Below are 22,198 nucleotides of genomic sequence, written 5' to 3' on the forward strand. Positions count from 1 at the left end.
CGTCCGGGCGCAAAACTCCGACGGCCTCACCCGATCCACACCGACGAGAAGGCGTCGAAGAAGTCCTCGTCCGTCGCCACGAGTTCGTGCGTGATCCCGAGGTCCTGTGCCCGGTCGGCCACGTCGTCGACGAACTCGTCGACGCGGGAGCGGTACCGCTCGGCGAGGCGGCCGCCGAAGTAGGTCCGCCGGGTCAGGTCGGACTCCAGGTCCTCGAAGATGGTGTCGCCGCCGACCTCCGGGTCGAGTTCGTCCGGCGAGAGGGTCTGGATCAGGACCACCTCGTTGCGCGCGAGCGACGCGATTCCCGTCTCCAGGCCGTCGAGGTCGCCGATGCAGTCGGTGACGACGATCACCAGCGATCGCGAGCGGATCGACCCCGCGTACTCCCCGAGCGCCGACTCGAAGTCCGCCTCGCCGTCGGGCGCCGTCTCGTTGAGGCGGTCGACGAGCGCCAGCACCTCCCCCCGGGTTGACTTCCCGGTGTCGATCCGCTCCGTCCGATCCCGGAACAGCGAGAACCGGAAGTCGTCGTGTTCCTCGGCGGTGAGGTAGGCGTAGCCGAGGCCGAGTTTCGCGCCGAACTCGAACTTGTGTTCGTCGCCGTCGCCGAAGTCCATCGACGCGCTCGCGTCCAGCAGGACGTGCACCGTCAGGTTGCGCTCCTCCTCGTACTGCTTGATGAAAAACTCCTCCGTGCGGGCGTAGAGCCGCCAGTCGATGAGGCGGGTGTCGTCGCCCGGGGAGTAGCGCCGGTAGTCGCTGAAGGTCAACCCCTCCCCGACGCTCGGCGACTCCTGTTCGCCCTTCTTGATCGCCGTCGACTGCTGGTTCAGGGAGGCCTCGAAGCGGTCGAGTTCGTCGAGGAAGTCGGGGTCGATGGTCATACCTCGTCGAGCAGTCGAGCGATCACGTCGTCGGTGGTCAGCCCCTCGCGCTCCGCCCGGAAGTCGAGCAGGATGCGGTGGCGGAGCACCGGCGGCGCCATCGCCTCGACGTCCTCCCAGGAGACGTGGTTGCGCCCGCGCAGGAACGCCCGGGCCTTCGCGGTGAGGATGAGCCCCATGCTCGCCCGGGGGCTCGCCCCGAAGTCGACGGTTTCGGCCTCGCGGGTCGCCCGAACCAGCCGGATCGCCCGGTCGCGGACGTCGTCGGCGACGGGCACCTCCCGGACGAGCGACTGGATCTCCTTGATCTCCTCGCGGGTGAGCACCTTCTCGACCGGCGGGACCGTCCCGCCCTCCGTGTAGAGGTTCACGATGTCCCGCTCCTCCTCGAACGAGGGGTAATCGAGGACGAGTTTCAGGAGGAAGCGGTCCGTCTGGGCCTCGGGGAGCGGGTAGGTCCCCTCCTGGTCGATGGGGTTCTGCGTCGCGAGGACGAAGAAGGGGCGCGGAAGCTGGTAGGTCTCGCCCGCCGCCGTCACCTGCTTTTCCTGCATCGCTTCCAGCAGCGCGGCCTGTGTCTTCGGCGTCGCGCGGTTGATCTCGTCGGCGAGGACGACGTTCGCGAAGATGGGTCCCTTCTCGAAGACGAAGTCGCGTTCGCCGCCGGCCTCGCGAATGATCTCCGTGCCCGTGATGTCGCTCGGCATCAGGTCCGGGGTGTTCTGCACCCGGGAGAAGTCGAGGTCGGTCACGTCCGCGACGGTGCGGACCATGGTGGTCTTCCCGAGGCCGGGGTTGCTCTCGAGGAGGGCGTTGCCGTCGGCGATGATGCAGACGAGCAGTCGTTCGAGGACCTCCCGCTGGCCGACGATGCGCTTGCCGACCTCCTGACGGACGAGGCCGAGACGTTCCTGTAGCGTGTCGATGTCGGTCGTGGGTTCGCTCATGAATCGGAATCGGTCTCCTGTCGGATCCGCAGGTTGTACTCGCGGATCAGCTCCGCGTCTTCGAGGTTCTCCCCCTCGCTGAAGCCCGCCCGCTGGCTCTCGACGGGGCTCGACGAGTCGAAGCCGCTGTCGGCGTAGGCCGCGGCGGAATCCACGTCGGAGCCCTCGCCGCTCCCCGAGCCGGTGGTGTCGATGCTCGCGTCCAGTTCCTCGGAGCCGGCGGGGACGTCCTCCGGTTCGCCGAGGATGGACGAGCCGTCCTGGAGGCCGGTGTAGTCCTGCTGGGTGCCACCGCCGGGCCCCTCCGGCTCCGCCGGCCCCCCGAGGCCGGCGAGGGTGATGTCGACGACGGCGAGCTGGATGGTCGCGACGCTGAGCAGCGAGATGACGACCACCGTCACCGCCACCCGGCGCACGCTGATGAGGCCGACGCTCGACGCCTCCTGCAGTTCGTCGAGCACCTGCTCGTAGAGTCGGAGGACGATCCGCGACTCCCGGCCGCGGTCGACGGCGTCGCGGGCGGTCCGCAGCGACTCCGAGAGCGACGGGTTGGCGGCCGCGAACTGCTCGACGAGCGGCCGCCGACTCCGCCACGTCACCTCGGTGGCGAAGACGAGGAGGCCGAGGCCGGCGCCGACGACGGCGCCGCTCGACACCGTCGGCTCCGCGAGGGTCACGCCCGCGCTCCGGAGCGCCGAGAGGACCGCCTCGGGGATCGGCAGCCGCGCGGGCAGATACGGGACTCCGGCGAACGACGCGACGAGGTTCACGAGCAGGGTGGCGAGCGCCGCGTCGGCGACGGCGTAGATGACGGCCACCTTCAGCCCCTCGCGGCGGATCTGGGTGAGGGCGCGGCGGAGCTTTCGCTCGGTGGGGGCGGCCGTCTCAGCGGCCTCGCCGTCGGCGCTCGCTTCCGGACCGGTCGTGGTGGTGTTCGCGTCCGACATTAGCACTCCGCGGGTCTACTCGCGTTCGGAGGGATCGCGGCACAGGCCTCCTGCAAGGCCTGGCGAAGCCGCTGGTTCTCCGCCTGCAGTTCGTCGTTTCGTTCTTCGAGGCTGTTCACTTCGTCCTCCAGCTGACTCACCTCGCTGTTCAGGTCCTCGACGTCGGCCTGCAGTTCGTCCCGCTGTTCGCGGAGGTCCTCGTTGTCGGCTTCGAGGGTCCCGACCCGCGAGCGGAGGTCCTGGTTGCGGTCCTCGAGGGTGGAGACCTCGCCCTGTAGGTCCTGGACCCGCTGTCGGGCGGCCTGCAGGTCCTGTCGGGTCGAGGAGAGTTCCTGCTGGGTCGACTCCAGTTGCCCCTCGGTCTCTTGGAGGTTCTCGGAGACCTGACTCACGTCGCTCCGGGTGGTGCTGAGGCTCTCGTTGAGTTCGCGCAGCCGCTCCCGTGCCCGCTGGAGGTCACTCTCGGTCGTTCGGAGGTCCTCGCGGAGGCGGTCGTTCTGCTGGCGAAGCTGACTGTTCTCGGCGTCGAGTTCCTCGACGGACTCCTGGTAGTACAGCGTCGCGCCGGCGGTGCCGGCGACGGCCAGACAGACGAGGAGGGCGAGCGCGACGTTGATCGATCGGCCGATGAGGCTCATGGCAGACCACTCTCACTTCGGGTACGACCGTTGTACACTTGAAGCCGCCGGACGACCACCTCGGTCAGAAAGAGGAGGAGGGCGGCGGTCAGCAGCGCCCAGTCCCAGGACTGGCGAACGTCGCGAACCCGGGTGGACTGCTGGCGGGCGAAGTCGGCGATTTCCGCGGTCTGTCCCGGCTGGAACTGTCGGCCGCCGGTCGCCTGCACCGCGTCGGTCAGCGCCGACGAGGTGCCGAAGCCCGCGTACTCGGCGGGGTAGTTCGCCGCGTAGGTCGCCCCGGCGACCGACTGGAAGCCGACCTCGGTCGGCGTCACCTGCGCCCGGTAGACGCCCTCGTCGACGGCGCTGAAGGCGAGGTCGGCCCCGCTCGGCGGGCTCTCGCCGCGGTAGATCACCGTCGTCGGCTCGCCGACCCGGGTGTCCGAGATGTCCGTGACGCCCGAGGCCTTGCGCTCGGGGTCGCCGATGGCGTAGTTCACCGACTTGGTGATCATCAGGGAGTCCGGCCGACCGAGCAGGCCGTCGAGCCCCCCGTTCGGCCCGTAGGTCGTGATGGTGGCGACCCGGCCGAGGCCGTACCGCCAGGCGGCGACCGCGGGGGTGCCGTCCGGCCCCGCGACGAGGAAGTCCGCCCCCGGCCGCATCGACACGTCGTTGATCGATCCGGGGTTGGACTCCAGGGTCACGCCGCTGGTGATGAAGTGCCCCGAGTCGACGACGGTGAGTCCCTCGCCCTGGAACTGGCGGCTGCCGCCGCCGAACAGCAGGCGCAGGCGGTCCGTCTCGCTCGCACGGAAGTAGTTGCCGCCGGACTCCTCGGCGATCCGTCGCAGGACTCGCTCGTTGACGTTCCGACCGGCGCCGACGGCGATGACTCGGATGCCCCCCCTGCCGAGGGCGTTGGCGACGACGGCCGACCGGCTCTCGGTGTCGCCGCCGTCGCTGACGAGGATGACCGTCCCGCGCTGCCCGCCGAGCATCTCCTCGGCGCCCCGGAGGCCGTTGGCGATGTTCGTCGCCCCGCCGGCCTGCAGGCGTCTGATCCGGTCCTCGAGGCGGGCGCGGTTGTCGCTCAGGGGAGCGGGCTGGGCGACGCCGTAGGCCTGATAGTTGAAGCCGACGACGCCGACGACGTTGTCGTCGTTGAGCTGCGAGAGGGCGTCGAGCGCGATGGCCTTCTGGATGCGCATGCCGCTGCCCGCGCTCCCCGAGACGTCGATCAGCATGACGATGCGGGCGCTCCCCGGCGCCGACGGGCCGAAGGTGACCGGGAGCATCGACGCCACCGAGGAGTTGGCGTAGTTGCCGTTCTCGAAGCTGTTGGGTCCGCCGACCATCAGGAGGCCACCGCCGTCGATGACGAACCGCTGGAGTTCGTCGACGTTGCCCATGTCGCCGGCCGCGACGTTCTGGACCACCACCGCGTAGTACGGGCTGAGGTCCGACGGAACGGACTCCGCGGTCTCCACGTCGTACAGTTGGTCGAGGTAGTTTCGCAGCGAGTAGTTGGTCCGGGAGACATAGAGGACGCGCGGCTGGTCGACGACCCGGACGGTCTTGCGGGCCACGTCGTTGATCGCGTACACGTCCTGTCCGTCGATTTCGGCGGTGATCCGGTGGCTCCCCGTCTCGGAGAAGGTGTACGAGACGGGGACGCTCCCGGTGCCGTCGACCTGTTCGGTGGTGACAGGGGTGCCGTCGACGGAGACGGTCACCGACACCGGCGCCGTCGCCTCCACGCCGGAGACCTCAACCAGGAACCGGCTCTCGACGCCGACGCTCGCCTTGTTCGGCCCGGTGAGCGTGACGTACCGCTCGGTGCGGGTCGGCTCCGTGGCGACGGTGCTGATCGTGGCGTTGAGCGAGCGGGCGAACTCCGCCGTCTCCGTCAGGCTCCCGCCGCCGGTCACCTGCCCGTCGGAGACGACGACCACCGACCCGTTCTCGCGGAGGTTGGCGGCGATGCCGTCGCCGATCCGGGAGTTCGTCCCCTGAGCGACTGTGGAGACGGTGACCGGGACGCCCTCCTCCTCGATGCCGGTCGCGAGGTCCGCGGCGACGTCCGGCGAGACGGCGGTGCTGTTCGAGCGGTCGACCAGCAGCGACACCCGGGGGTCGCCCTGCGTCTCCATCGTCACGACGGTGAAGGGGCCGGCGGCCGCGACGACGATCAGCGTCGCGACGACGACCCGCGAGGCGAGCAGGAGGCGGCGGCTTCGGGTCGAGGCGGTCCCCGAGGCACGATAGCGGATCAGCAGGGCGAGGGCGACGACGGCCATCGGGAGGGCGGCGAGGACCAGCGGCCGTTCGAGGCCGACGACGGTGCCGTCGGAGAGCGCCGTCCGCACGGCGAGCGCGTACATCAGAGATCACCCCGCCGGCGGAGGAAGGCCACCTCTCCGAGCGCCACGAGCAGCGCCGCCAGCCCGACGAGCCAGGTCAGCGGGCGGGGCACCTGTCGCTCCTCCTCGCGGCTCGTGACCCCGGTTTCGCTCGCGCGCTCGTCGAGGGCGACGGCGTCCACGTCGGACTCCGCCTCGCTGTACAGCGAGACGCCGATCCGGCGGTCGCCGACGGCGTAGAAGCCGACGGCGTCGAGCGGAACGACGCGCGCGGAGACGGCCCCGTCGGGCGTCTCGACCCGCGTCTCGTTGGCGAACCGGAGTCGGCTCCCGGCCTCGCGGTTGAGCGCCGACAGCGACTCCCGGCCGGCGAGGTGGAACACCGCCCGCTTCCAGAAGACGGGGTACTGGTAGTTGAACCGGAACGGGTCGTCGTTGGTGACGTACCCGTAGTAGAGGACCCGCCCCGGGCCGCGGGTCTCGGTGGCGATCAGCGGCGTCCCGCCGGCGGTTCCCACCACCGCCGTCCCCGAGCGCAGCGACCCCTGGAGGTAGGTCCCCGGCGGCGGGAAGTCGATGCCGCGGGTGAGTTCCGTCGTCGCCACCCGCCCGACCGACGGGTTCGTCCCCGTCCCGTTCGGTGCGAGCAGGAGGAGGTCACCGTAGGTCTCCGGCGGGCTCGGCTGGGCCAGGACGCCGACGCCGCCGCCGGCTTCGATCACGTCACGTCCCGCCTCGACGTTGCCCCGGAGGAGGCTCTCGGGTTCGAGGTTGCTGTAGAGGATCACGTCGTACCCGTCGGCCACGGTCGTCGGGGGCTCGTCGACGGTCAGCTCCACCTCCTCGACGACCGAGAGCGCGGTCGTCAGATAGCGGTTCGGGTCGTTCGTCAGGAGGAGCACGTCCACGGTGGGGTCCGAGGGGGCGGCGACGTAGGCGGTGTCGTCGGTGGGGAAGGCGTCGCCGGGGGTCAGCCGCACCTGTCCACCGCCCGCGGGGACGACGAGGCTCACCCGCTCGACGCCGCCCGGGCCGAGTTCGAGCGAGCGACTGCGGCCGCCCAGCGACACCGACCGGGTGACCGTCGACTCGCCGAAGTTCTTGACGGCGACGGTGACGTTCCGCCCCGAGAAGGAGCGGTCGACGATGCCGACGTTGCCGTCGCCGCCGCCCGCGAACTGCCGGAGGTCGACCTGCAGGTCGCGGGCGCGGGCCGACCGCACGGCGTCGGCCCAGCCGGCGTCGTCCGCGAAGTCGCTGAACACGACGACCCGGGCGTTCTCGCCGGCGATGGAGGCGGCCTGCGAGATGGCGGCGCCGAGGTCGGCCGTCGTGTCCGTCACGGCGAGTTCGTCGAGCGTCGCCTGCACCTCGGTGTCGCCGCCAGACCGGAGCGCGATCCGGCTCTCGGCGCCCGCGAAGACGACGGCGTTGGTGCCGGTCGTCTCCTCCCGGGCGGCGGCGACGGCGGCGGTGAAGCGCGTCCCGCCGTCCGTCTCGACGCCCATGCTCGCGCTGCCGTCGAGGACGATCACCGTCTCCTCGACCGTTTGGCTCTCCGAGACGGAGACGTAGGGACCGGCGAGCGCCACCGCGAGGGCGACCAGGACGAGCAGTTGCAGGAGCAAGAGGAGGTTGCGTTTGAGCCGTTCGAGCAGGGGGTTCGAGGCGTCCCGCTCGTCGTCGTCGAGCAGGAACTGGAGGGTCGGCAGTTCGACCCGGCGCGGGTCGGGCTGGACGAGATAGAGGACGACGATGGGGACCACCGAGAGCAGGGCGAGCAGCCCCAGCGGCGTGAGGAACACGTCGGAGAGGGCCATATCCGCACCACGTCACCGCTGCCTATCGGTCTTTCGCCGCGGCATCGTCACCATCGTTCGGGACGGATACTGACGCGTAAGCAAACCCTTTCACGGAGGGCGCCGACGGGAGCGTATGGCCGACAAGCTGGAGCTACTCGACATACTCCTCGAGGACGCCCGTGAAAGCACGGCGACCATCTCGCGGCAGCTCGGCTGTGACGAGGCCGACGTCGAGGCGATGATCGAGGACCTCGAAGGCGAGGGGGCGATCCTGGGCTATCAGGCCGTCGTCGACTGGAGCCGCGTCGAGCGAGACCACGTCGAGGCCGAAGTGGAACTCAACCTGGAACTCGACCGCGAGACGAAGTACGCCGACGTGGCCGGCCGGATCGCGAAGTTCGACGAGGTGACGGCGCTCCGACTCGTCTCCGGCGACTACGACTTCGACGTGACCGTCGAGGGCGACTCCATGCGCGACGTCTCCATGTTCGTCTCCGAACAGATCGCGCCGATTCCGGAGGTGACCCAGACGGTGACGCACTTCGTCATGGACACCTACAAGAACCGCGGGCTGGAGTTCACCGACAGCGACGAGGACGACCGCCTCTCGGTTTCCCCATGAAGCTCTCCGAGCGAGCCAGGTCGACGCCCCCGTCCGGCATCCGCCGCTTCTTCGAACTCGCCGAGGAGATGGACGACGTCATCTCGCTCGGCGTCGGCGAACCCGACTTCAGCGCGCCGTGGAAGGCGCGGGCGGCCGCCATCCACTCCCTCGAACGGGGGCGGACCTCCTACACCACCAACCGGGGGATGCTCGAACTCCGCGAGGCCATCGCGGACCACGTGCCGCGGTACGGCCTCGATTACGACCCCGAGACGGAGGTGCTCGTGACGACGGGCGCGAGCGAGGCCGTCGACCTCGCCCTCCGTGCCCTCGTCGACCCCGGCGACGCCGTGGCGGTCCAGTCGCCGGCGTACATCTCGTACGGGCCGGGCGTGCGCTTCTCCGGCGGCGACCCCCTCCCCGTCACGACGCGCGCGGAGAACGACTTCGTCATGACCTACGACGACCTGGAGCGGGCGGGGGCCGCGGACGCCGAGGCCCTGATGATCTGTTACCCCAACAACCCCACGGGGGCGACGGCGAGTGCGGACGAACTGGCGGAGATCGCCGCCTTCGCCCGCGAACACGACCTGACGGTACTCTCCGACGAGATCTACGCCGCCCTGACCTACGAGGACGACCACACCTCCATCGCGACCCTGCCGGGGATGCGCGAGCGCACCGTCGTCTTCAACGGGTTCTCGAAGGCCTACGCCATGACCGGCCTCCGACTCGGCTACGCGCTGGGGCCGAGCGAGGTCGTCGACGCGATGAACCGCATCCACCAGTACACGATGCTCTCGGCGCCGACGACCGCCCAGTACGCCGCGCTCGAAGCGCTGGAGTCCTGCGACGACGACGTCGAGGAGATGCGGACGCAGTACGACCGTCGGCGCCGGTTCGTCATCTCCCGGTTCCGGGACGTGGGCCTCGACTGCTTCGAGGCGACCGGTGCCTTCTACGCCTTCCCCGAGGCCCCGTACGACGACGAGGAGTTCGCGGAGGACCTGCTCCAGGAGGAGGGGGTCGCCGTCGTGCCCGGACGCGTCTTCGGCGAGGAGGGGTACGGCCACCTCCGGGTCTCCTACGCGACGGGCATGTCGGATCTCAAGGAGGCGATGAACCGCATCGAGCGGTTCCTCGACGGTCGGTGAGGTCGGTTTCGAGACATAAGAAGTATTATCAGTGCCCCTTCCGTGAACGAAGGTGATGGTCGCGGGTGGTGGGATGGGACCCGACGACGAGGGGATTAGCTTCGCGCACGCGTTAGCGACGCTGAAAGAACAGGGGAGTGCGCTGCTCGTCGTCGGGACGGTTCCGGACGAGATGTTCGCGAAGGCGTCGGCGACGATGCTCGGCGACCCGGCGGCCGACCCCCCGCGGCGCCGACTCGTCGTGACGCCGGAGCCGAACCGAGAGAGCGCGGTGCGCCGACTCCGCGAAACCGGGCCGCTCTCCTCGGAGTACGCACGGCTGATCACCCGGGGGGAGCAGGCGCGAAGCGCCGCCGCGGGGGGAGCGTCGCTCGACGAGGTGACTCCCCGGACGCACGTCATCGACGGGTCGATCCACGAACTCGGGACGACGATCGCCGACGTGATCGAGGAGTTCGACCTGTTCGCGGGCGGCCTCGACCCCGCGGAGTTCCGGATGGGCTTCGAGTGCCTCCCGACCCTGCTCTCCGCCCACGGCCGCGAGACGGCGTTTCGGTTCCTGCACGTGGTCGTCGCACAGGCCCGGGCGGTGTCCGGACTGGTCCACTTCAGGCTCCCCCGCGACGTCGATGCGGAGGTCGTCAGGCTGTTCCAGCCGCTGTTCGACGCCACCGTCGAACTCCGGATCGACGGAGGCAGCCTGGATCAGCGGTGGCACTTCCGGGATCGGGACATCACGTCGGACTGGCTCCCCGTGGGCGATCCGACGTAACAGTATTGACAAGTAATCAACAATATGCTTTTGTGTACCACGACTGACTCTACCATACGATGAGTCGAACCGAGCGGCCGAACGGGTCCGCCGTCGAGACGGACGGTGACCCCCTCGAAGTGTCGTTTACCACGCTCGACGACGAACCGGGACTGGTCGTCACCGACCTCATCGAGCGCAACCAGTTCCGGCTGTTCACCGACCGTCCGGTTTCGCCGACGCCGGTGGACCCCGCCGGTCATCGGTTCCCCATCGACGCGGCCGTGGCCGTCGACGCCGCGGAGATCGATCTGCCGACCGTCGTCTCCGTCTGCGTCCGCGACGAGAGCGGCGAGATGCTGGCCGAGACCGAACACTTCGCCTACGAGGAGTTCCCGCCGGGGAGTTACAGCCTCGAACTCTGTGGCCCGATCAAGATCTACCTCCGGATCGAGGGTCCCGTCACGGTCGCCTCGGACGTGACACGCACCCACATCGAGTTCGACGGCACCCGCGAGGTCCGGGTGGGCGCCCGCTCGCACCACGAGGGTCCGGCCGCCACCCTCACGACGACCGACGACCCCGTCGACGTGATGGCCGCCGTCTCGGAGTTCTCCTCGGCGCTCAAGACCGTCTCGCCGGAGCGATCCTATCCGACGCTCCGGGGGCACCCGCCGCTGGTCGAACTCGGCGACCGGTTCGAGGTCCCCGACGGCGTGGTGTCGCCCGAGACGGGAATCAGGCTCGAACTCCCGCCGGCGTATCGATCGATCTACGTGGCGACCCCGCTCGCGTACTACCTGGCGGCCGACGTGGTGCCGGGCGACCGCCCGCGACTCGTGACCGACTCCGGGTTCGAACACGACCTCGACACGATGCGGGGGTTCGAGACGGAGGTCGAACGCGTCCTCAAGCAGACCTTCTTCCTCGACTGCGTGACGCGGACCGAGGGGTACTACTCGGTCGACCTCCACGAGCGGTCGGCCGTCGAGACTGACCTCGACCTCGACTTCGGGTGGCTGTACGACCAGCCGCTCGCGACCCAACTGGAGGAGTACCTCTCGGTTCCCTTCGGCGCCGTCGAGGACGAACTCCCGGAGTGGCGGCTGACGTCCCACGTCGCGCCCACACCGGAGAACGTGGAACTGCTGCCGTTCGTGACGAACGACCTCGCGGTGGTCCGGACGCCCCAGGATCAGCCGGAGCCGAGTTCGGAGGTCCAGACGGCCGCCGCCGACGAGTTCTTCCGCGACGCGACGTTCACCCGGAGCGCGGCGGCCGAGGAGTCCGCGCGGTCGTACGTCCAGCCGGAGACGGCCGACTCGCTCGAACAGTCGTGGGTGGGCGAGGGCGCCCCCATCGGCGCCAGCAAGGCCACCACGGCCGCCTTCTACAACCGACTCGATCGGACGCCCGCCGACGGGGACATCGGCATCACGGTCGTCTGCAACGACTCGCGCATGGCCGACGAACGCGACGTGGTCGACGAGGTGTACGGCTCGCGGGAGGAACTCCCCTTCGACGTGTCCGTCCACCACGACCTGACGCGGCAGGATCTGCGCGAGGTGCTCTCCGCGGAGTCGGATCTCCTCCACTACATCGGGCACATCGACGCGGCGGGCTTCGAGTGTGCGGACGGCAAACTCGACGCGACGACGCTCGAACGCGCGGGGCTCGACGCCTTCCTGCTCAACGCGTGCCAGTCCTACGAGCAGGGCTCGGCCCTCATCGACGCGGGCGCCATCGCGGGCATCGTCACCCTCTCGGACGTCATCAACAGCGGCGCCGTCCGGATGGGTCGGATGCTGGCGCGCCTGCTCAATCAGGGATTCACCGTCGGGAGCGCCCTCGAAGTCGCACGCGGCGACTCGATCATCGGGGAGCAGTACACCGTCATCGGGGACAGTAGCCTGTCGCTGGCCCAGACCGACGGCGGCCCCCCGAACGTCTGTGTGGTCAACAGCCGCGGGGACGGCTACGAACTCAACTGGCAGACTCACCCCTCCACCTCGTTCGGCATGGGGAGCCTCGTGATCCCGTGGATCGACGACGTCGACGAGTACCACCTCTGGTCGGGCGATTCCAGAACCTTCGAACTCTCCCGCGAGGAACTGCAGCAGTTTCTCTCCCTGGAGACGGTGCCGGTGAAAATCGACGGCTCGCTGGTCTGGAGCGACGAACTGGACCTGTCCGATCTTTAGGGGCCGGAGATGCCGCCGCCGTTGCCGTCGGCGTTGTAGGGGCCGGAGATGCCGCCGCCGTTACCGTCGGCGTTGTAGGGGCCGGAGATGCCGCCGCCGTTGCCGTCGGCGTTGTAGGGACCGGAGATGCCACCGCCGTTGCCGTCCGCGACGGTACCGCTCTCTTCTCGGGACGCTGCCACCGTGCCGCTATCACTTTCGGACATCGCAACTCATCCGTCCGCCGGCAACGAATTATAATTTTTCGAGAATATCTGATAGTAAATATAATCAATTAAAGCAATTGACTACTGACATAAAATGAGGAAAACCCCAGATCGACGGAGTGAGGGGAGGGAGACGCGGAAAACGGGGGAGTGGAGCGCGAACGTATAGGGTATCTAATTATTCTTCGCCGTCGTCGCGAGCGATGTCCTGATAGACGCGTGTCAGGTCGTCCGTCTCGCTGAGGCGTGCGAGCTTGTCGTCGAGTTCGTCCCGGAGCCGCTCGATGTCGTCGAGGAGTTGCTGGTACTTCTCGGAGCCCTCCAGTTCCTTCCGGTTCCGCTCGGATTCCAGCAGGGCCTTCTTCGAGGCGAGCGAGAAGAGTCGGCGCACGCCCTCGTCGTACTCGTCGCGGACGAGCAGGTTCGACACCGTCCGCGTGAGTTCCTCCCTCGACACCGGCTTGACCAGGTAGTCGTCGAAGCCCATCTCCAGTACGCCCGTGTCGGGTTCGACGGCGGTGACCATGGCGACCCGACAGTCGAGCCCTCGCTCGCGGAGCGCATCGAGGACCTCGTCCCCCGAGAGGTCGGGCATCCGTCGGTCCAGCAGGACGACGCGCACCTCGTCCTCGAGCGCATCCAGCGCCGCCCGGCCGTCGTTCACCGTCCGCACACGGTACGACTCGGCGAGCCACGTCGTGTAGAGTTCGGCCAGGTCTCGTTCGTCTTCGACGACGAGGACGAGCGGGTTCTCCTCGCTCATGTGTCCTCCCGGAGGGGAGTGCGACCACTCACGACTGTTCATGTATCGTCGGAGTATATCAAAATACCCTTTGCGGAACCCCCCACGCCGCCGGATCCGACGGCGTCACCGGCTCACTCCTGGGGACTGTAGTTCGGCGCCTCGTCGGTGATCATCACGTCGTGGGGGTGGCCCTCCGTCTGTCCGGCCGCCGAGACGCGGACGAACCGGGAGCGCTGCTTGAACTCGGGGATCGTCGCCGCGCCGACGTAGCCCATCCCCGACTTCATGCCGCCGACGAGCTGGTGGAGTTCGGACGCCAGCGTCCCCTTGTAGGGGGTGGCCGCCTCGACGCCCTCGGGGACGAACCCCTCGTCGTCGTCCTCCTCCTTCAGGTAGCGGTCGCCGCCGCCCGAGCGCATCGCGCCGACCGATCCCATGCCGCGGTACTGCTTGTACTTCTTGCCGTTCATGGTGATCACGCGACCGGGTGCCTCCTCGGTTCCCGCGAAGTACGATCCGAGCATGACGGCGTCGGCGCCGGCGGCGACGGCCTTGATCGCGTCGCCCGAGTAGCGGATGCCCCCGTCGGCGATCACCGGCACGTCGTGGCGGCTGGCGACGTCCGCCACCTCCGAGACGGCGGTGATCTGTGGCATGCCCGCGCCCGTGACGACCCGCGTCGTACAGATCGATCCCGGCCCGATGCCGACCTTCACGCCGTCGGCGAAGTCGACGACGGCCTCCGCGGCCTGACGGGTACCGATGTTGCCGACGACCACGTCCGCCGCCACCGTCTCGCTGATCGCGCGGGCGCTGTCGATCACGTTCCGGTTGTGGGCGTGCGCACAGTCGATGAAGAGCACGTCCGCGCCGGCGTCGTCGGCGGCGACCGCGCGGTCGTCCTCGAACGGGCCGACGGCGACCCCGATCCGCAGCGCACCGTCGTCGTCGCGCGCGGCGTTCTCATGTTCCCGCCGCTGGAGGATCCCCTGCATCGTCACGAGGCCGACGAGGCGGTCCTCGTCGTCGACGATGGGGACGCGTTCGATCTTGTGATCGTACATGAGTTCGAGGGCGTCCCGCGCGGTCACGCCCTCGTCGGCGGTGATGACCTCGTCGGTCATCGCCTTGCGCACCTCGTCGGACTCGCCGACCTCCAGGTAGGGTCGGATGTCCGTCCCGGAGATGATCCCCAGCACCACGTCCCCGTCGTCGACGACGGGCGCGCCGCTGACCCCCTCGCGTTCCATCATCTCGTCCACCTCGCGGACGGTCTGATCCGGGCTGGCCGTCACCACGTCGTCCCGCCGGATCACGAGTTCGTCGGCGCGCTTGACGCGCTCGATCTCGACGACCATCTCCTCGACGTCCATGTTGCGGTGGAGGACGCCGAGACCGCCGTTGCGGGCCATCGCTATCCCGAGGTCGCTCTCGGTCACCGTGTCCATCGCGGCCGACAGGATGGGGATGTTGAGGGTGACGTTCGTGGAGACCCGCGTCGACACGTCCGCCTCGTCGGGTTCGATGTGGCTCTCCATCGGGCGGAGGAGCACGTCGTCGAAGGTCAGCGCCTCCGGTACCTGCAGTTTGGACGAGAAGGGGTCCGAATCGGGAACGTCGTTCGCCATGTAATCCGTCGTCTCGCCGCCCGGAAAAGCGTTGCGAGACGTCGGATTCCTCCCACGGCTTTAGCCGTGGGCTTCCTCCTTGCCCCCCGTGAGACGGGCGTGTGTCGACGTCACACGCGTTCAGCCGGCGTCGGACTGGACACGCGTCCGCCCCCCGTCCCGGTTCCGCGGCGACTCACAACGTGACACGCCTTCCCGTGGACGAATCGGCGGTCGTGTGTCCCCCTCCCACGCAACGTTTAATATCTCAGTGACCCACGTTTCCCACATGGCTTCGAAGCGTTCCACCGCCACGCGCACTGCCGCTCGGACGAGTTCCGTTCAGGACTCCGGCATCTCCTTTACAGCGCGGGCCACCTTCAAACGCTTCGGAACCGACGGAAACGTCACCGACCGCGGCGACAGGTCGAGGGCGTTACACCACCGGTCGGCCGATGGTTACGGCCGCTGACCGTGGTATGAGCGTCTCTCAGCACCCGGTCGCACTCCGCCTGGAGCGACAGGTGGGCGGTGCGACGAAGCTGCTGGCGACGGTGATGATGCTCCCGCTGATCGACGGCATCTTCCCGGCCCTGATCCTGGCGGGCGCGCTCACCTACCCGTTCGGCATCCTCGAAACCGGCCTGCTCATCTTCGGCGGCTCGGCCACCGTGGCCGTCGTCCTCGCCGAGATGGACGGCTCGCCCCGCGAGCGGATGCGCACCATCGCGCTGCTGGGGCTCGTCTTGCTCCCGGCGGCGGCCGTCGAGGCGGCGCTGGCGCCCACCGTCCGGAACCTCGTCGACATGGCGGTCTTCCAGCGCTTCGCCGGCCTCGTCATCCTGACCGTCGCGGCCAAGACGGCGAGCGCCCGCGTCGGCGAGTACCTCCCCCGCCCGGCCGTCATCATCGGTCTGGGACTGATCGCCAGCTTCCAGCCCGCCGGGGCGTCCGTGGCGTTCGTCAGCGATCCGGGCCTCGTCGTCCGGGGCGTCGCCGCCGCCGCCGTCGGCGTCGGCTTCGCCATGCTGGTCGCGGCCCTCGGGCCGGTCCTGCAGGAGTCGGTCGACCTCGACCTGTTCCGGTTCGGGAGCGCCGTCGCCCTCGGCATGCTCGCGCTCTCCGTACTCGGCCTGATGCCGACCGAGGCGCCCGTCGCGCTCGGCGTCCTCTGCGTGACGGCCGTGTTCTCCTTCGACCCCGACGGCTCGCCCCTCGGCGACGAGGACGACGACGACGACGCGGCCGAGGACGCGGGTGCCGACGAGGGGGGCGACGCGCCGCCCGCCGCCGACGACGAGGGGCGGTCCTCGCCGTTCCCCGTCGAGGAGGAGTCCCGCGCGCCGTGGCTGTGACTTCGGATTTTTACCGGTGGGTCTCGAACGGGCATCCATGACCGACCGAGTTCGGGCCCGCGTGTTCGTCTCCGGGCGGGTCCAGGGCGTCTACTACCGGGCGAACACCCGCGACGCCGCGCGGGCCAGGGACGTCGACGGCTGGGTGCGCAACCTGCGTGACGGCCGCGTCGAGGCCGTCTTCGAGGGCGACGAGGACGCCGTCGAGTCCATGATCGAGTGGTGTCGGACGGGCAGCCCCGCGGCCGACGTTCGCGACGTCGACGTGCGCTACGAGGAGCCGACGGGCGAGTCCGGGTTCTCCGTCCGCCGATGAGTCTTCCACTCCCGGAGCGGTCACGGTGACGTCCGTCGTCAGACTCGTCGCCGGCACCGTCGGCGTCGTGGGACTCGCCGTGGTCCTCGGCTCGGGCTATCTCGTCGTCCGTGGCCCCTTCCTCGGCGGCCCCACGCTGGCGCCGCGGGCGCTGCTCGCGACCCTCGGCGCGTTCGTCGTCGGCGTCACCGTGGCGGCGTGGGGCGCGACCCGCTACGCCCGACTGTGAGGGCGGGTGCGGGCGTCCCCGACGCCGGGGGTAGTTTTATTGTCGCCCCGGACTCCCCTCGTCGTACATGAAGGATTTCCTGATCCTCCGTGAGCTCGACGAGGCGATCAGCCGCGACGACCTCCACGCCGCCGCGGAGCAGTCGGGCGAGACGCTCGACGAACTCCGCTCCGAGGGCGTCGACATCGAGTGGGTCGACTCAGAGGTACTGACGAACGACGACGGCGACGTGACGGGGACCTTCTGTCACTACCGCGCCGAGAGCGAGGACGCGGTGCGCGAACACGCCGAGCGGGCGGGCCTCCCGGCGACGCGGATCGATCAGCGGGGCGAACCCCTCGCGGGCGAGGACTGACGCGAAAGGCATCCTTCAAGTCCCCCCACGACCAAGCGTCGGGCGAACCATGCCCGAGTGCGTCGAATGCGGGGCCGACGTGACCCTGCACGAGGATCTGGAAGTCGGAGAGATCGTCGACTGTGGGACCTGCGGTGCCGAACTCGAGGTCGTCGGCCTCGACCCCGTCGAACTGGACGCCGCCCCGGAACTCGAAGAGGACTGGGGCGAGTAGTAACGGCCGCCGGACCTGCCCGCTTCCTTCTGTGGCACCGCCAATCGAGACGTGCCCACCCCCCTCACCGCCGTTCGCCGGTTCGTCGCCGGACTCAGCCGACACGCCTCCGATCGGTGGCTGTACGCCTGGGCGCTCGGCTACGCCGCCGTCGGCGCCGCCTCCCTCCTCGTGCCGCTGTACGCCGTCGCCCTCGGCGCCGACCCGTTCGTCGTCGGCCTCGTCGAGGCGGCGGCGGGGCTCGCGGGCGTCCCCGGGGCGCTCGTCTGGGGTCGGCTCGCGGACCGCACCGGGAACCGCCGGGGGTTCGTCCTCGGGGGTCTGTTCGGCGCCGGCGTCGTCCTCGCGCTCTTTCCCCGCCTGACCTCGCCGCGGGCCGTCGTCCTCCTGAACGCCGCCCTGTGGTTCGTCGTCTCCGCCGCCTCGCCCGTCGTGACGCTGTTCATGATCGAGGGCACCCCCGAACGCGAGTGGGGCGAGCGGATCGGCCTGCTGAACGCCTTCCAGCGGTACGGGTGGGTCGGCGGACTCGTCGGCGGTACCCTCTGGCTCGGCGTCGGCGCCGTCGGACCGTCCGTCGTCGCGGCCCAGCGGGGCCTCTTTCTCCTCTGTGCCGCCGCGTCCGTCGTCGCCACCCCGCTCGCGTTCTACTGGCTCCCGCCGGAGACGACGACGTCCCCCCGCCGCCTCGGGCGGTCGAGCGCGCTCGGCCGACTGGTCGCCGGCGGTCGGTACGCAAAACTCGTCGCGTTCGTTCCCCTCCGGGCCGTCCGCGTCCGCCGTCCGTCGCCCCGTCGGCTCCTGTCCCGGTTCCCGTCGGGGCTGCGACGCTACTTCCTCGTCGCCGCCCTGTTCAGCACCGCGTTCTCGGTGTTCTTCGGCCCCCTGCCCGTCTTCCTCGCCGACCTCCAGTATCCCGATACCCTCATCTTCGGGCTGTTCATCGTCTCGAACGCCGTCAGCGCCATCGTGTTCGTCCCCGTCGGCCGACTGACGGCGCGGATCGATCCCGCCGCCCTCCAGGTTCGGGCGCTCGGCGTTCGGACGCTCCTGTTTCCCGCGTTCGGGCTCGCCGGCGGCCTCGCGGCCTGGTGGCTCAGAACCGGCTCGCTCGCCCTCGGGTTCGCCGTCGTCGGCCTCACGTGGGCCGTCGTCGCGGTGACCGGCGCCGCTCTCGTCTCGCGTGCCGCGCCCGCCCCCCTCCGGGGCGAGGCGCTCGGCGTCTACACCGCGCTCTCCGGCGTCGGTGCCGGCGTCGGCGGCGTCCTCGGCGGCGCCCTCGCCCGCGTTGCGGGCTACGCCGTCGCCTTCGGCGCCGCCGGCCTCCTCGTCGGCTGTAGCGCCGCCGTCCTCCTGACGACCGACCTGACGGGGTCGGACGCGTGACGAGCCGTCGGCTGTCGGGGTGACACCGATAAAAGACCACCCGCAGGCATCCGGGGGCCGAAAGTACCCCTACCAACTGCCCCCGAACTCCTGCGTCTCGTTACGTAGCCCGGCCCGAACTGGTATATATCTTGTGTCAGACGGAGGTCGTACGCGCCGGTTCGCCGGCGTGTGAGTGGTCCTCACGGACGAACTGTCCTCTCGGACTGGCGACGTAGGCGACCGGCGCTCCCGTCGGGGCTCCGCGCGCCCGGACGGGAATAAAGAGTTTTGCCGGGGTCCGGCGTAGGTCGGCGCATGACCGAGTACACCGTCGAGTTCGTCGGCACCGGCGAGACGATTCGGGTGTCCGACAAGCGGACCATCCTCAAGGCGTGTATCGACGCCGGGATCGCACAGGAGTACTCCTGTCGCGTCGGGATGTGTCTGGCCTGCTCCGCGAAGATCGTCGAGGGCGAGGTGGCCCAGCCAGCGGCCCGGGCGCTGACCGAGGAGGAGGCGGAGTCGTACGCCCTGACCTGCATGGCCCGCCCGCAGAGCGACCTGGTGCTCGACCGCGGGAAGTACCCGCCGAGCATCGAGGACGCCGCGACCGACGCGGCCGCCGCCGCCGACGACTGACGCCCATGGACGCCGCGGACCTCCGGGCGCGGATCGAGGCCGACTACGCCGAAGCGCTCGACCTGCTCGGCTCCCGCGACCTGCTCGTCGCGCTCTCGGGCGGCGAGCCCCGATCCGAGCCGTTGCTCCGCGCCGCCGCCGCCAGCGAGTACGCCGCCCGCGAGACGTTCCGCGAGTGGGCCGACACCGCCGCCGACGACGCCCTCCGGGAGACGTACGCGGCCGTCGCCGCCCGGGAGGACGACCACCTCCGGCGGGTTCGCGAGTGCCTCGACGAGCCGAGGGGCCACCCCCCCGACGGCCCGGGGCCGATGCACGCCTACCTCCGGGGTCGCGAGGAGCCGATCCACCGCGTCGCCGGCGGAATGGTCGGCCGGACGCTCGTCAGCCTCCGGACCCACGGCGCCCTCCTCGACTTCTTCGAGGGACGCGACGCCGACGCCGAGGCCCTGCTTCGCGCGCTGCGGGCGGAGACGGCCGACTGTCTCGACGACGGACTCGACGTCCTCGACGCCCGCGCCGGCGGCGAGGACTGGGACGCGGCGCTGGCCGTCGCGGGCTACACCGTCCGCCTCGCGGCCGACGACCTGCGGGACGCGTAGCCGCTGTGTGCCCGGCGCGCACCGCCGTGATACGCTTTTCGGGCTCGGTGCCCTCGTGGTGGTATGGGATACCGAACCACGCGGCGGGGGGCGATGGCGCTCGCCGGGAGCGCGGCGACCGCTCTGGCCGGCTGTCTCGGGGCGGGGTCGGACGCGCCCGCGGCGTCGGCGCCCGCCGGCGGACCGCCGGCCGCCGACCGATCCCCGCATCTCGCCTACGAGCGCGACCGGATCCGCGAGGGTGTCGTCTCCGGCGGCGTGAGCAAGGACGGCATCCCCGCGATAGACGACCCGACCGTCGTCGACGCGTCGTCGGCTTCGTTCCTCCGGGACGAGGACGTCGTCTTCGGCGTCGTCCGCGGCGGGACGGCGACGGCCTACCCCCGAGCGGTCCTCGTCCACCACGAGATCGTCAACGACCGCCTCGACGGCGTTCCCGTGAGCGTCACGTACTGCCCGCTCACCGGGACGGCGATGGGCTTCGAGCGGGGAGCGACCACCTTCGGCGTCTCGGGGGATCTGGTCAACAGCAACCTCGTGATGTACGACCGGGCGACGGACAGTCGGTGGCCACAGATGCTCGGGGTCGCCGTCTCGGGGCCGCTCGCCGGTCGGCCCCTGCGGGAGTTCGACCTCCGGTGGACCACCTGGGGGCGGTGGCGCGCCCGGCATCCCGACGGCGGGGTGCTCTCTCGGGAGACCGGCTACGTCCGCAACTACGGCGTCGATCCCTACGGGTCCTACGGGCCGAGGCGGGGCTACTACGCTCGGGACGACACGATGTTCCCGCCGCTCACGAGCGACGACCGCCTCCCCGCCAAGCGGGTCGTCGTCGGCGTCCGAACCCACGACGGTGCCGCGGCGGTCACCCGGACGCGACTCCGACGGCGGGGCGTGGTCGACCTCTCGATCGACGGGGAGCGCCTCGTGATCGCTCACGACGACGCCCTCGACGCGGCGTACGGGTACCGAGTGCCCCCGGCCGCGACGGTGACCGCCGGAGAGGACGGCGTCGTCGTCGACGGCGCCGCCCGTCCGGCCGCCGCGCTCCCGTTCGCGCGGTGGCCGGCCGTCGAGGCGATGTGGTTCGCGTGGGCGGGCTTCTACCCCGGGACGGTCCTCCATGCGTGACCGGACGTCGGCCACCCTGCGTGGCGTGTTCGCCGCGCTCCGTCGACCGGACGGGCGGGCGGCGTTCCTGCTCGGCCTGGTCGGCTATCCGCCGCTGTATCTCGCGTCCGTCGGGCACCTCGCCCTCGGCGCCAGGGGGCACTCGGTTCGGGTGGTCGCGGACCCGCTCTCGCGGGCGCTGCGGCCGACCCGGCCGTTCTCGTTCGAACCGGTCGCGCGAGTCGCGCTCGAACCGGTGGCGCTGCTGGTGTCGCCGCTCGACGTCGGCGTCGCCCTCGTCCTGGCCGTCCTCGTCGGGTGCAACCTCGCCGTCGGCCTCGTCGCCTGGCGCTCCCCGGCGGCCTGTGGCGTCGAGGGCTCGGCCGGCGCCCTCGCCGGCGTTCCGGCCCTGCTGACCGGGGCGACCTGCTGTGGGCCGGCCGTCCTGTTCGCCCTCGGCGTGGGAGCGGCCGGGGCGCTCCTCCCCGTCCTCCGGTACGCGACGCCCGCGGCCGGACTCCTCCTCCTCGGTGGGCTGTTCCTCGTCGCCGGCCGTCAGGACTGACGCGACACCTCGGGCGGCTCGGCGGCGCCGGCCAGGCCGGTCGAGCGGTAGTTGTGGACGGCCGCGGAGACGCCGAACAGCGCGACGACGACGGTCATCCAGAACAGCGGCGGGAGGGAGCCGAACGGCGGGATGCCGAGCCAGACGGCGACGACGACGCCGGCCGACACCGCCGAGAGGGCGAGATAGTACTGATCCCACGAGAGCTGCTCCTCGCCGACGACTTCGAGGTAGATGTCCAGTTCCTCGACGGCCTCGGTGGGCTCGACGCGGCCGCTGTCGGGGTCGAAACTGATCAGCCCGGTCCGCTCCAGTTTCGGGAGGTGGGACTGCTGCAGGGCGGTGTAGACGCGCTTTCGCTCCGCCGACGTCACGTCACCGATATTACACTCGTTCTCCCAAGCGGCGATCTGGTCGGCCAGCGAGCCGATCGTCGCCGTCTCGTCGCGCAGGAGTGCGTACAGCGCGTACCGACGACGTCGGTTCGACAGGATGTCGAACACCTCCTGTTCCGTCGGTTTCGCCGGCCGCTCGGCGGCCGATTCCGCGTCGTCGTCCTCCATCGACACCGCCCCCCTCTGTCCACGCATCGGTGATTCGATACGTCGTTG

The 22,198-nt window shown here is 70.2% G+C and carries 25 protein-coding genes; 15 read left to right on the plus strand and 10 right to left on the minus strand.

Going from position 1 to position 22,198, the window contains the following annotated elements:
• Positions 1-26: 26 nt before the first annotated feature.
• Genes NBT67_RS01920 through NBT67_RS01945 form a run of 6 tightly spaced genes read right to left on the minus strand, consistent with a single transcriptional unit; the run spans position 27 to position 7,584 of the window.
• Complete coding sequence (locus tag NBT67_RS01920) at positions 27-887, minus strand: DUF58 domain-containing protein (RefSeq protein ID WP_251343133.1); 861 nt, start codon at positions 885-887, stop codon at positions 27-29.
• Positions 884-1,834, minus strand: a complete 951-nt coding sequence (locus tag NBT67_RS01925) for an AAA family ATPase (RefSeq protein ID WP_251343134.1) — start codon at positions 1,832-1,834, stop codon at positions 884-886. Before NBT67_RS01925 ends, NBT67_RS01920 begins: the two co-directional genes overlap by 4 nt.
• Entirely contained in the window at positions 1,831-2,781 is a 951-nt protein-coding gene (locus tag NBT67_RS01930; protein ID WP_251343135.1) for a DUF7502 family protein, read from the minus strand. Before NBT67_RS01930 ends, NBT67_RS01925 begins: the two co-directional genes overlap by 4 nt.
• A complete protein-coding gene (locus NBT67_RS01935) occupies positions 2,781-3,419 on the minus strand; it encodes a chromosome partitioning protein (RefSeq protein WP_251343136.1) in 639 nt (212 codons plus the stop codon). The genes NBT67_RS01930 and NBT67_RS01935 overlap by 1 nt, the downstream gene beginning before the upstream one ends.
• On the minus strand, positions 3,416-5,785 hold the full coding sequence (locus NBT67_RS01940) for a VWA domain-containing protein (RefSeq protein ID WP_251343137.1): 2,370 nt from the start codon (positions 5,783-5,785) through the stop codon (positions 3,416-3,418). Before NBT67_RS01940 ends, NBT67_RS01935 begins: the two co-directional genes overlap by 4 nt.
• Positions 5,785-7,584, minus strand: a complete 1,800-nt coding sequence (locus tag NBT67_RS01945) for a vWA domain-containing protein (protein ID WP_251343138.1) — start codon at positions 7,582-7,584, stop codon at positions 5,785-5,787. The genes NBT67_RS01940 and NBT67_RS01945 overlap by 1 nt, the downstream gene beginning before the upstream one ends.
• Positions 7,585-7,699: 115 nt before the next feature.
• Here NBT67_RS01945 and NBT67_RS01950 point away from each other — a divergent pair, with 115 nt between their 5' ends.
• The 4 genes from NBT67_RS01950 to NBT67_RS01965 are packed head-to-tail and all read left to right on the plus strand — an operon-like array spanning position 7,700 to position 12,276.
• Positions 7,700-8,188, plus strand: coding sequence for an Lrp/AsnC family transcriptional regulator (locus tag NBT67_RS01950; RefSeq protein WP_251343139.1), 489 nt, complete (start codon positions 7,700-7,702; stop codon positions 8,186-8,188).
• Entirely contained in the window at positions 8,185-9,324 is a 1,140-nt protein-coding gene (locus tag NBT67_RS01955) for a pyridoxal phosphate-dependent aminotransferase (protein WP_251343140.1), read from the plus strand. Before NBT67_RS01950 ends, NBT67_RS01955 begins: the two co-directional genes overlap by 4 nt.
• A 55-nt stretch (positions 9,325-9,379) precedes the next feature.
• The gene (locus NBT67_RS01960; RefSeq protein WP_251343141.1) at positions 9,380-10,096 is read left to right on the plus strand and encodes a DUF7504 family protein; all 717 of its coding nucleotides are present in this window, start codon (positions 9,380-9,382) and stop codon (positions 10,094-10,096) included.
• Between the two features lie 59 nt (positions 10,097-10,155).
• Positions 10,156-12,276: a CHAT domain-containing protein gene (locus NBT67_RS01965; RefSeq protein WP_251343142.1), complete on the plus strand. Its 2,121-nt coding sequence runs from the start codon at positions 10,156-10,158 to the stop codon at positions 12,274-12,276.
• On the opposite strand, the gene NBT67_RS01970 is transcribed toward NBT67_RS01965, so the two are convergent.
• The 3 genes from NBT67_RS01970 to guaB form a co-directional block, all read right to left on the minus strand.
• Complete coding sequence (locus tag NBT67_RS01970; protein WP_251343143.1) at positions 12,273-12,482, minus strand: hypothetical protein; 210 nt, start codon at positions 12,480-12,482, stop codon at positions 12,273-12,275. The genes NBT67_RS01965 and NBT67_RS01970 overlap by 4 nt on opposite strands.
• A gap of 178 nt (positions 12,483-12,660) precedes the next feature.
• Positions 12,661-13,245 carry a HalX domain-containing protein gene (locus NBT67_RS01975; RefSeq protein WP_251343144.1) on the minus strand — a complete coding sequence of 195 codons (585 nt, stop codon included), beginning with the start codon at positions 13,243-13,245 and terminating at the stop codon, positions 12,661-12,663.
• Positions 13,246-13,358: 113 nt separating this feature from the next.
• Entirely contained in the window at positions 13,359-14,855 is a 1,497-nt protein-coding gene (guaB, locus tag NBT67_RS01980) for an IMP dehydrogenase (RefSeq protein ID WP_251343145.1), read from the minus strand.
• A 268-nt stretch (positions 14,856-15,123) separates the two neighbouring features.
• Here guaB and NBT67_RS18255 point away from each other — a divergent pair, with 268 nt between their 5' ends.
• The 11 genes from NBT67_RS18255 (at position 15,124) to NBT67_RS02030 (ending at position 21,587) form a co-directional block, all read left to right on the plus strand.
• Positions 15,124-15,306, plus strand: a complete 183-nt coding sequence (locus NBT67_RS18255) for a DUF8099 family protein (RefSeq protein WP_484494552.1) — start codon at positions 15,124-15,126, stop codon at positions 15,304-15,306.
• A gap of 7 nt (positions 15,307-15,313) precedes the next feature.
• A complete protein-coding gene (locus tag NBT67_RS01985) occupies positions 15,314-16,189 on the plus strand; it encodes a DUF5794 domain-containing protein (protein ID WP_251343146.1) in 876 nt (291 codons plus the stop codon).
• Positions 16,190-16,226: 37 nt separating this feature from the next.
• Positions 16,227-16,505, plus strand: a complete 279-nt coding sequence (locus tag NBT67_RS01990) for an acylphosphatase (protein WP_251343147.1) — start codon at positions 16,227-16,229, stop codon at positions 16,503-16,505.
• Between the two features lie 25 nt (positions 16,506-16,530).
• Positions 16,531-16,734 carry a DUF8132 family protein gene (locus NBT67_RS01995; RefSeq protein WP_251343148.1) on the plus strand — a complete coding sequence of 68 codons (204 nt, stop codon included), beginning with the start codon at positions 16,531-16,533 and terminating at the stop codon, positions 16,732-16,734.
• Between the two features lie 67 nt (positions 16,735-16,801).
• Positions 16,802-17,089, plus strand: a complete 288-nt coding sequence (locus tag NBT67_RS02000) for a DUF4242 domain-containing protein (RefSeq protein ID WP_251343149.1) — start codon at positions 16,802-16,804, stop codon at positions 17,087-17,089.
• Between the two features lie 49 nt (positions 17,090-17,138).
• The gene (lysW, locus tag NBT67_RS02005) at positions 17,139-17,303 is read left to right on the plus strand and encodes a lysine biosynthesis protein LysW (protein WP_157690977.1); all 165 of its coding nucleotides are present in this window, start codon (positions 17,139-17,141) and stop codon (positions 17,301-17,303) included.
• Positions 17,304-17,354: 51 nt separating this feature from the next.
• Positions 17,355-18,689: an MFS transporter gene (locus NBT67_RS02010; protein WP_251343150.1), complete on the plus strand. Its 1,335-nt coding sequence runs from the start codon at positions 17,355-17,357 to the stop codon at positions 18,687-18,689.
• Between the two features lie 297 nt (positions 18,690-18,986).
• Positions 18,987-19,310 carry a 2Fe-2S iron-sulfur cluster-binding protein gene (locus tag NBT67_RS02015; protein WP_251343151.1) on the plus strand — a complete coding sequence of 108 codons (324 nt, stop codon included), beginning with the start codon at positions 18,987-18,989 and terminating at the stop codon, positions 19,308-19,310.
• Positions 19,311-19,315: 5 nt separating this feature from the next.
• On the plus strand, positions 19,316-19,912 hold the full coding sequence (locus NBT67_RS02020; protein WP_251343152.1) for a rubrerythrin family protein: 597 nt from the start codon (positions 19,316-19,318) through the stop codon (positions 19,910-19,912).
• Positions 19,913-19,975: 63 nt separating this feature from the next.
• The gene (locus NBT67_RS02025) at positions 19,976-21,043 is read left to right on the plus strand and encodes a DUF3179 domain-containing protein (RefSeq protein WP_251343153.1); all 1,068 of its coding nucleotides are present in this window, start codon (positions 19,976-19,978) and stop codon (positions 21,041-21,043) included.
• Positions 21,036-21,587, plus strand: coding sequence for a hypothetical protein (locus NBT67_RS02030; protein WP_251343154.1), 552 nt, complete (start codon positions 21,036-21,038; stop codon positions 21,585-21,587). Before NBT67_RS02025 ends, NBT67_RS02030 begins: the two co-directional genes overlap by 8 nt.
• Here the strand turns inward: NBT67_RS02030 and NBT67_RS02035 are convergent.
• The gene (locus NBT67_RS02035) at positions 21,578-22,177 is read right to left on the minus strand and encodes a DUF7344 domain-containing protein (RefSeq protein ID WP_251343155.1); all 600 of its coding nucleotides are present in this window, start codon (positions 22,175-22,177) and stop codon (positions 21,578-21,580) included. The two genes, NBT67_RS02030 and NBT67_RS02035, sit on opposite strands and share 10 nt — an antisense overlap.
• Positions 22,178-22,198: the final 21 nt, after the last annotated feature.

The sequence above is a fragment of the Haloplanus sp. GDY1 genome, assembly GCF_023703775.1.
Lineage (GTDB): Archaea > Halobacteriota > Halobacteria > Halobacteriales > Haloferacaceae > Haloplanus > Haloplanus halophilus.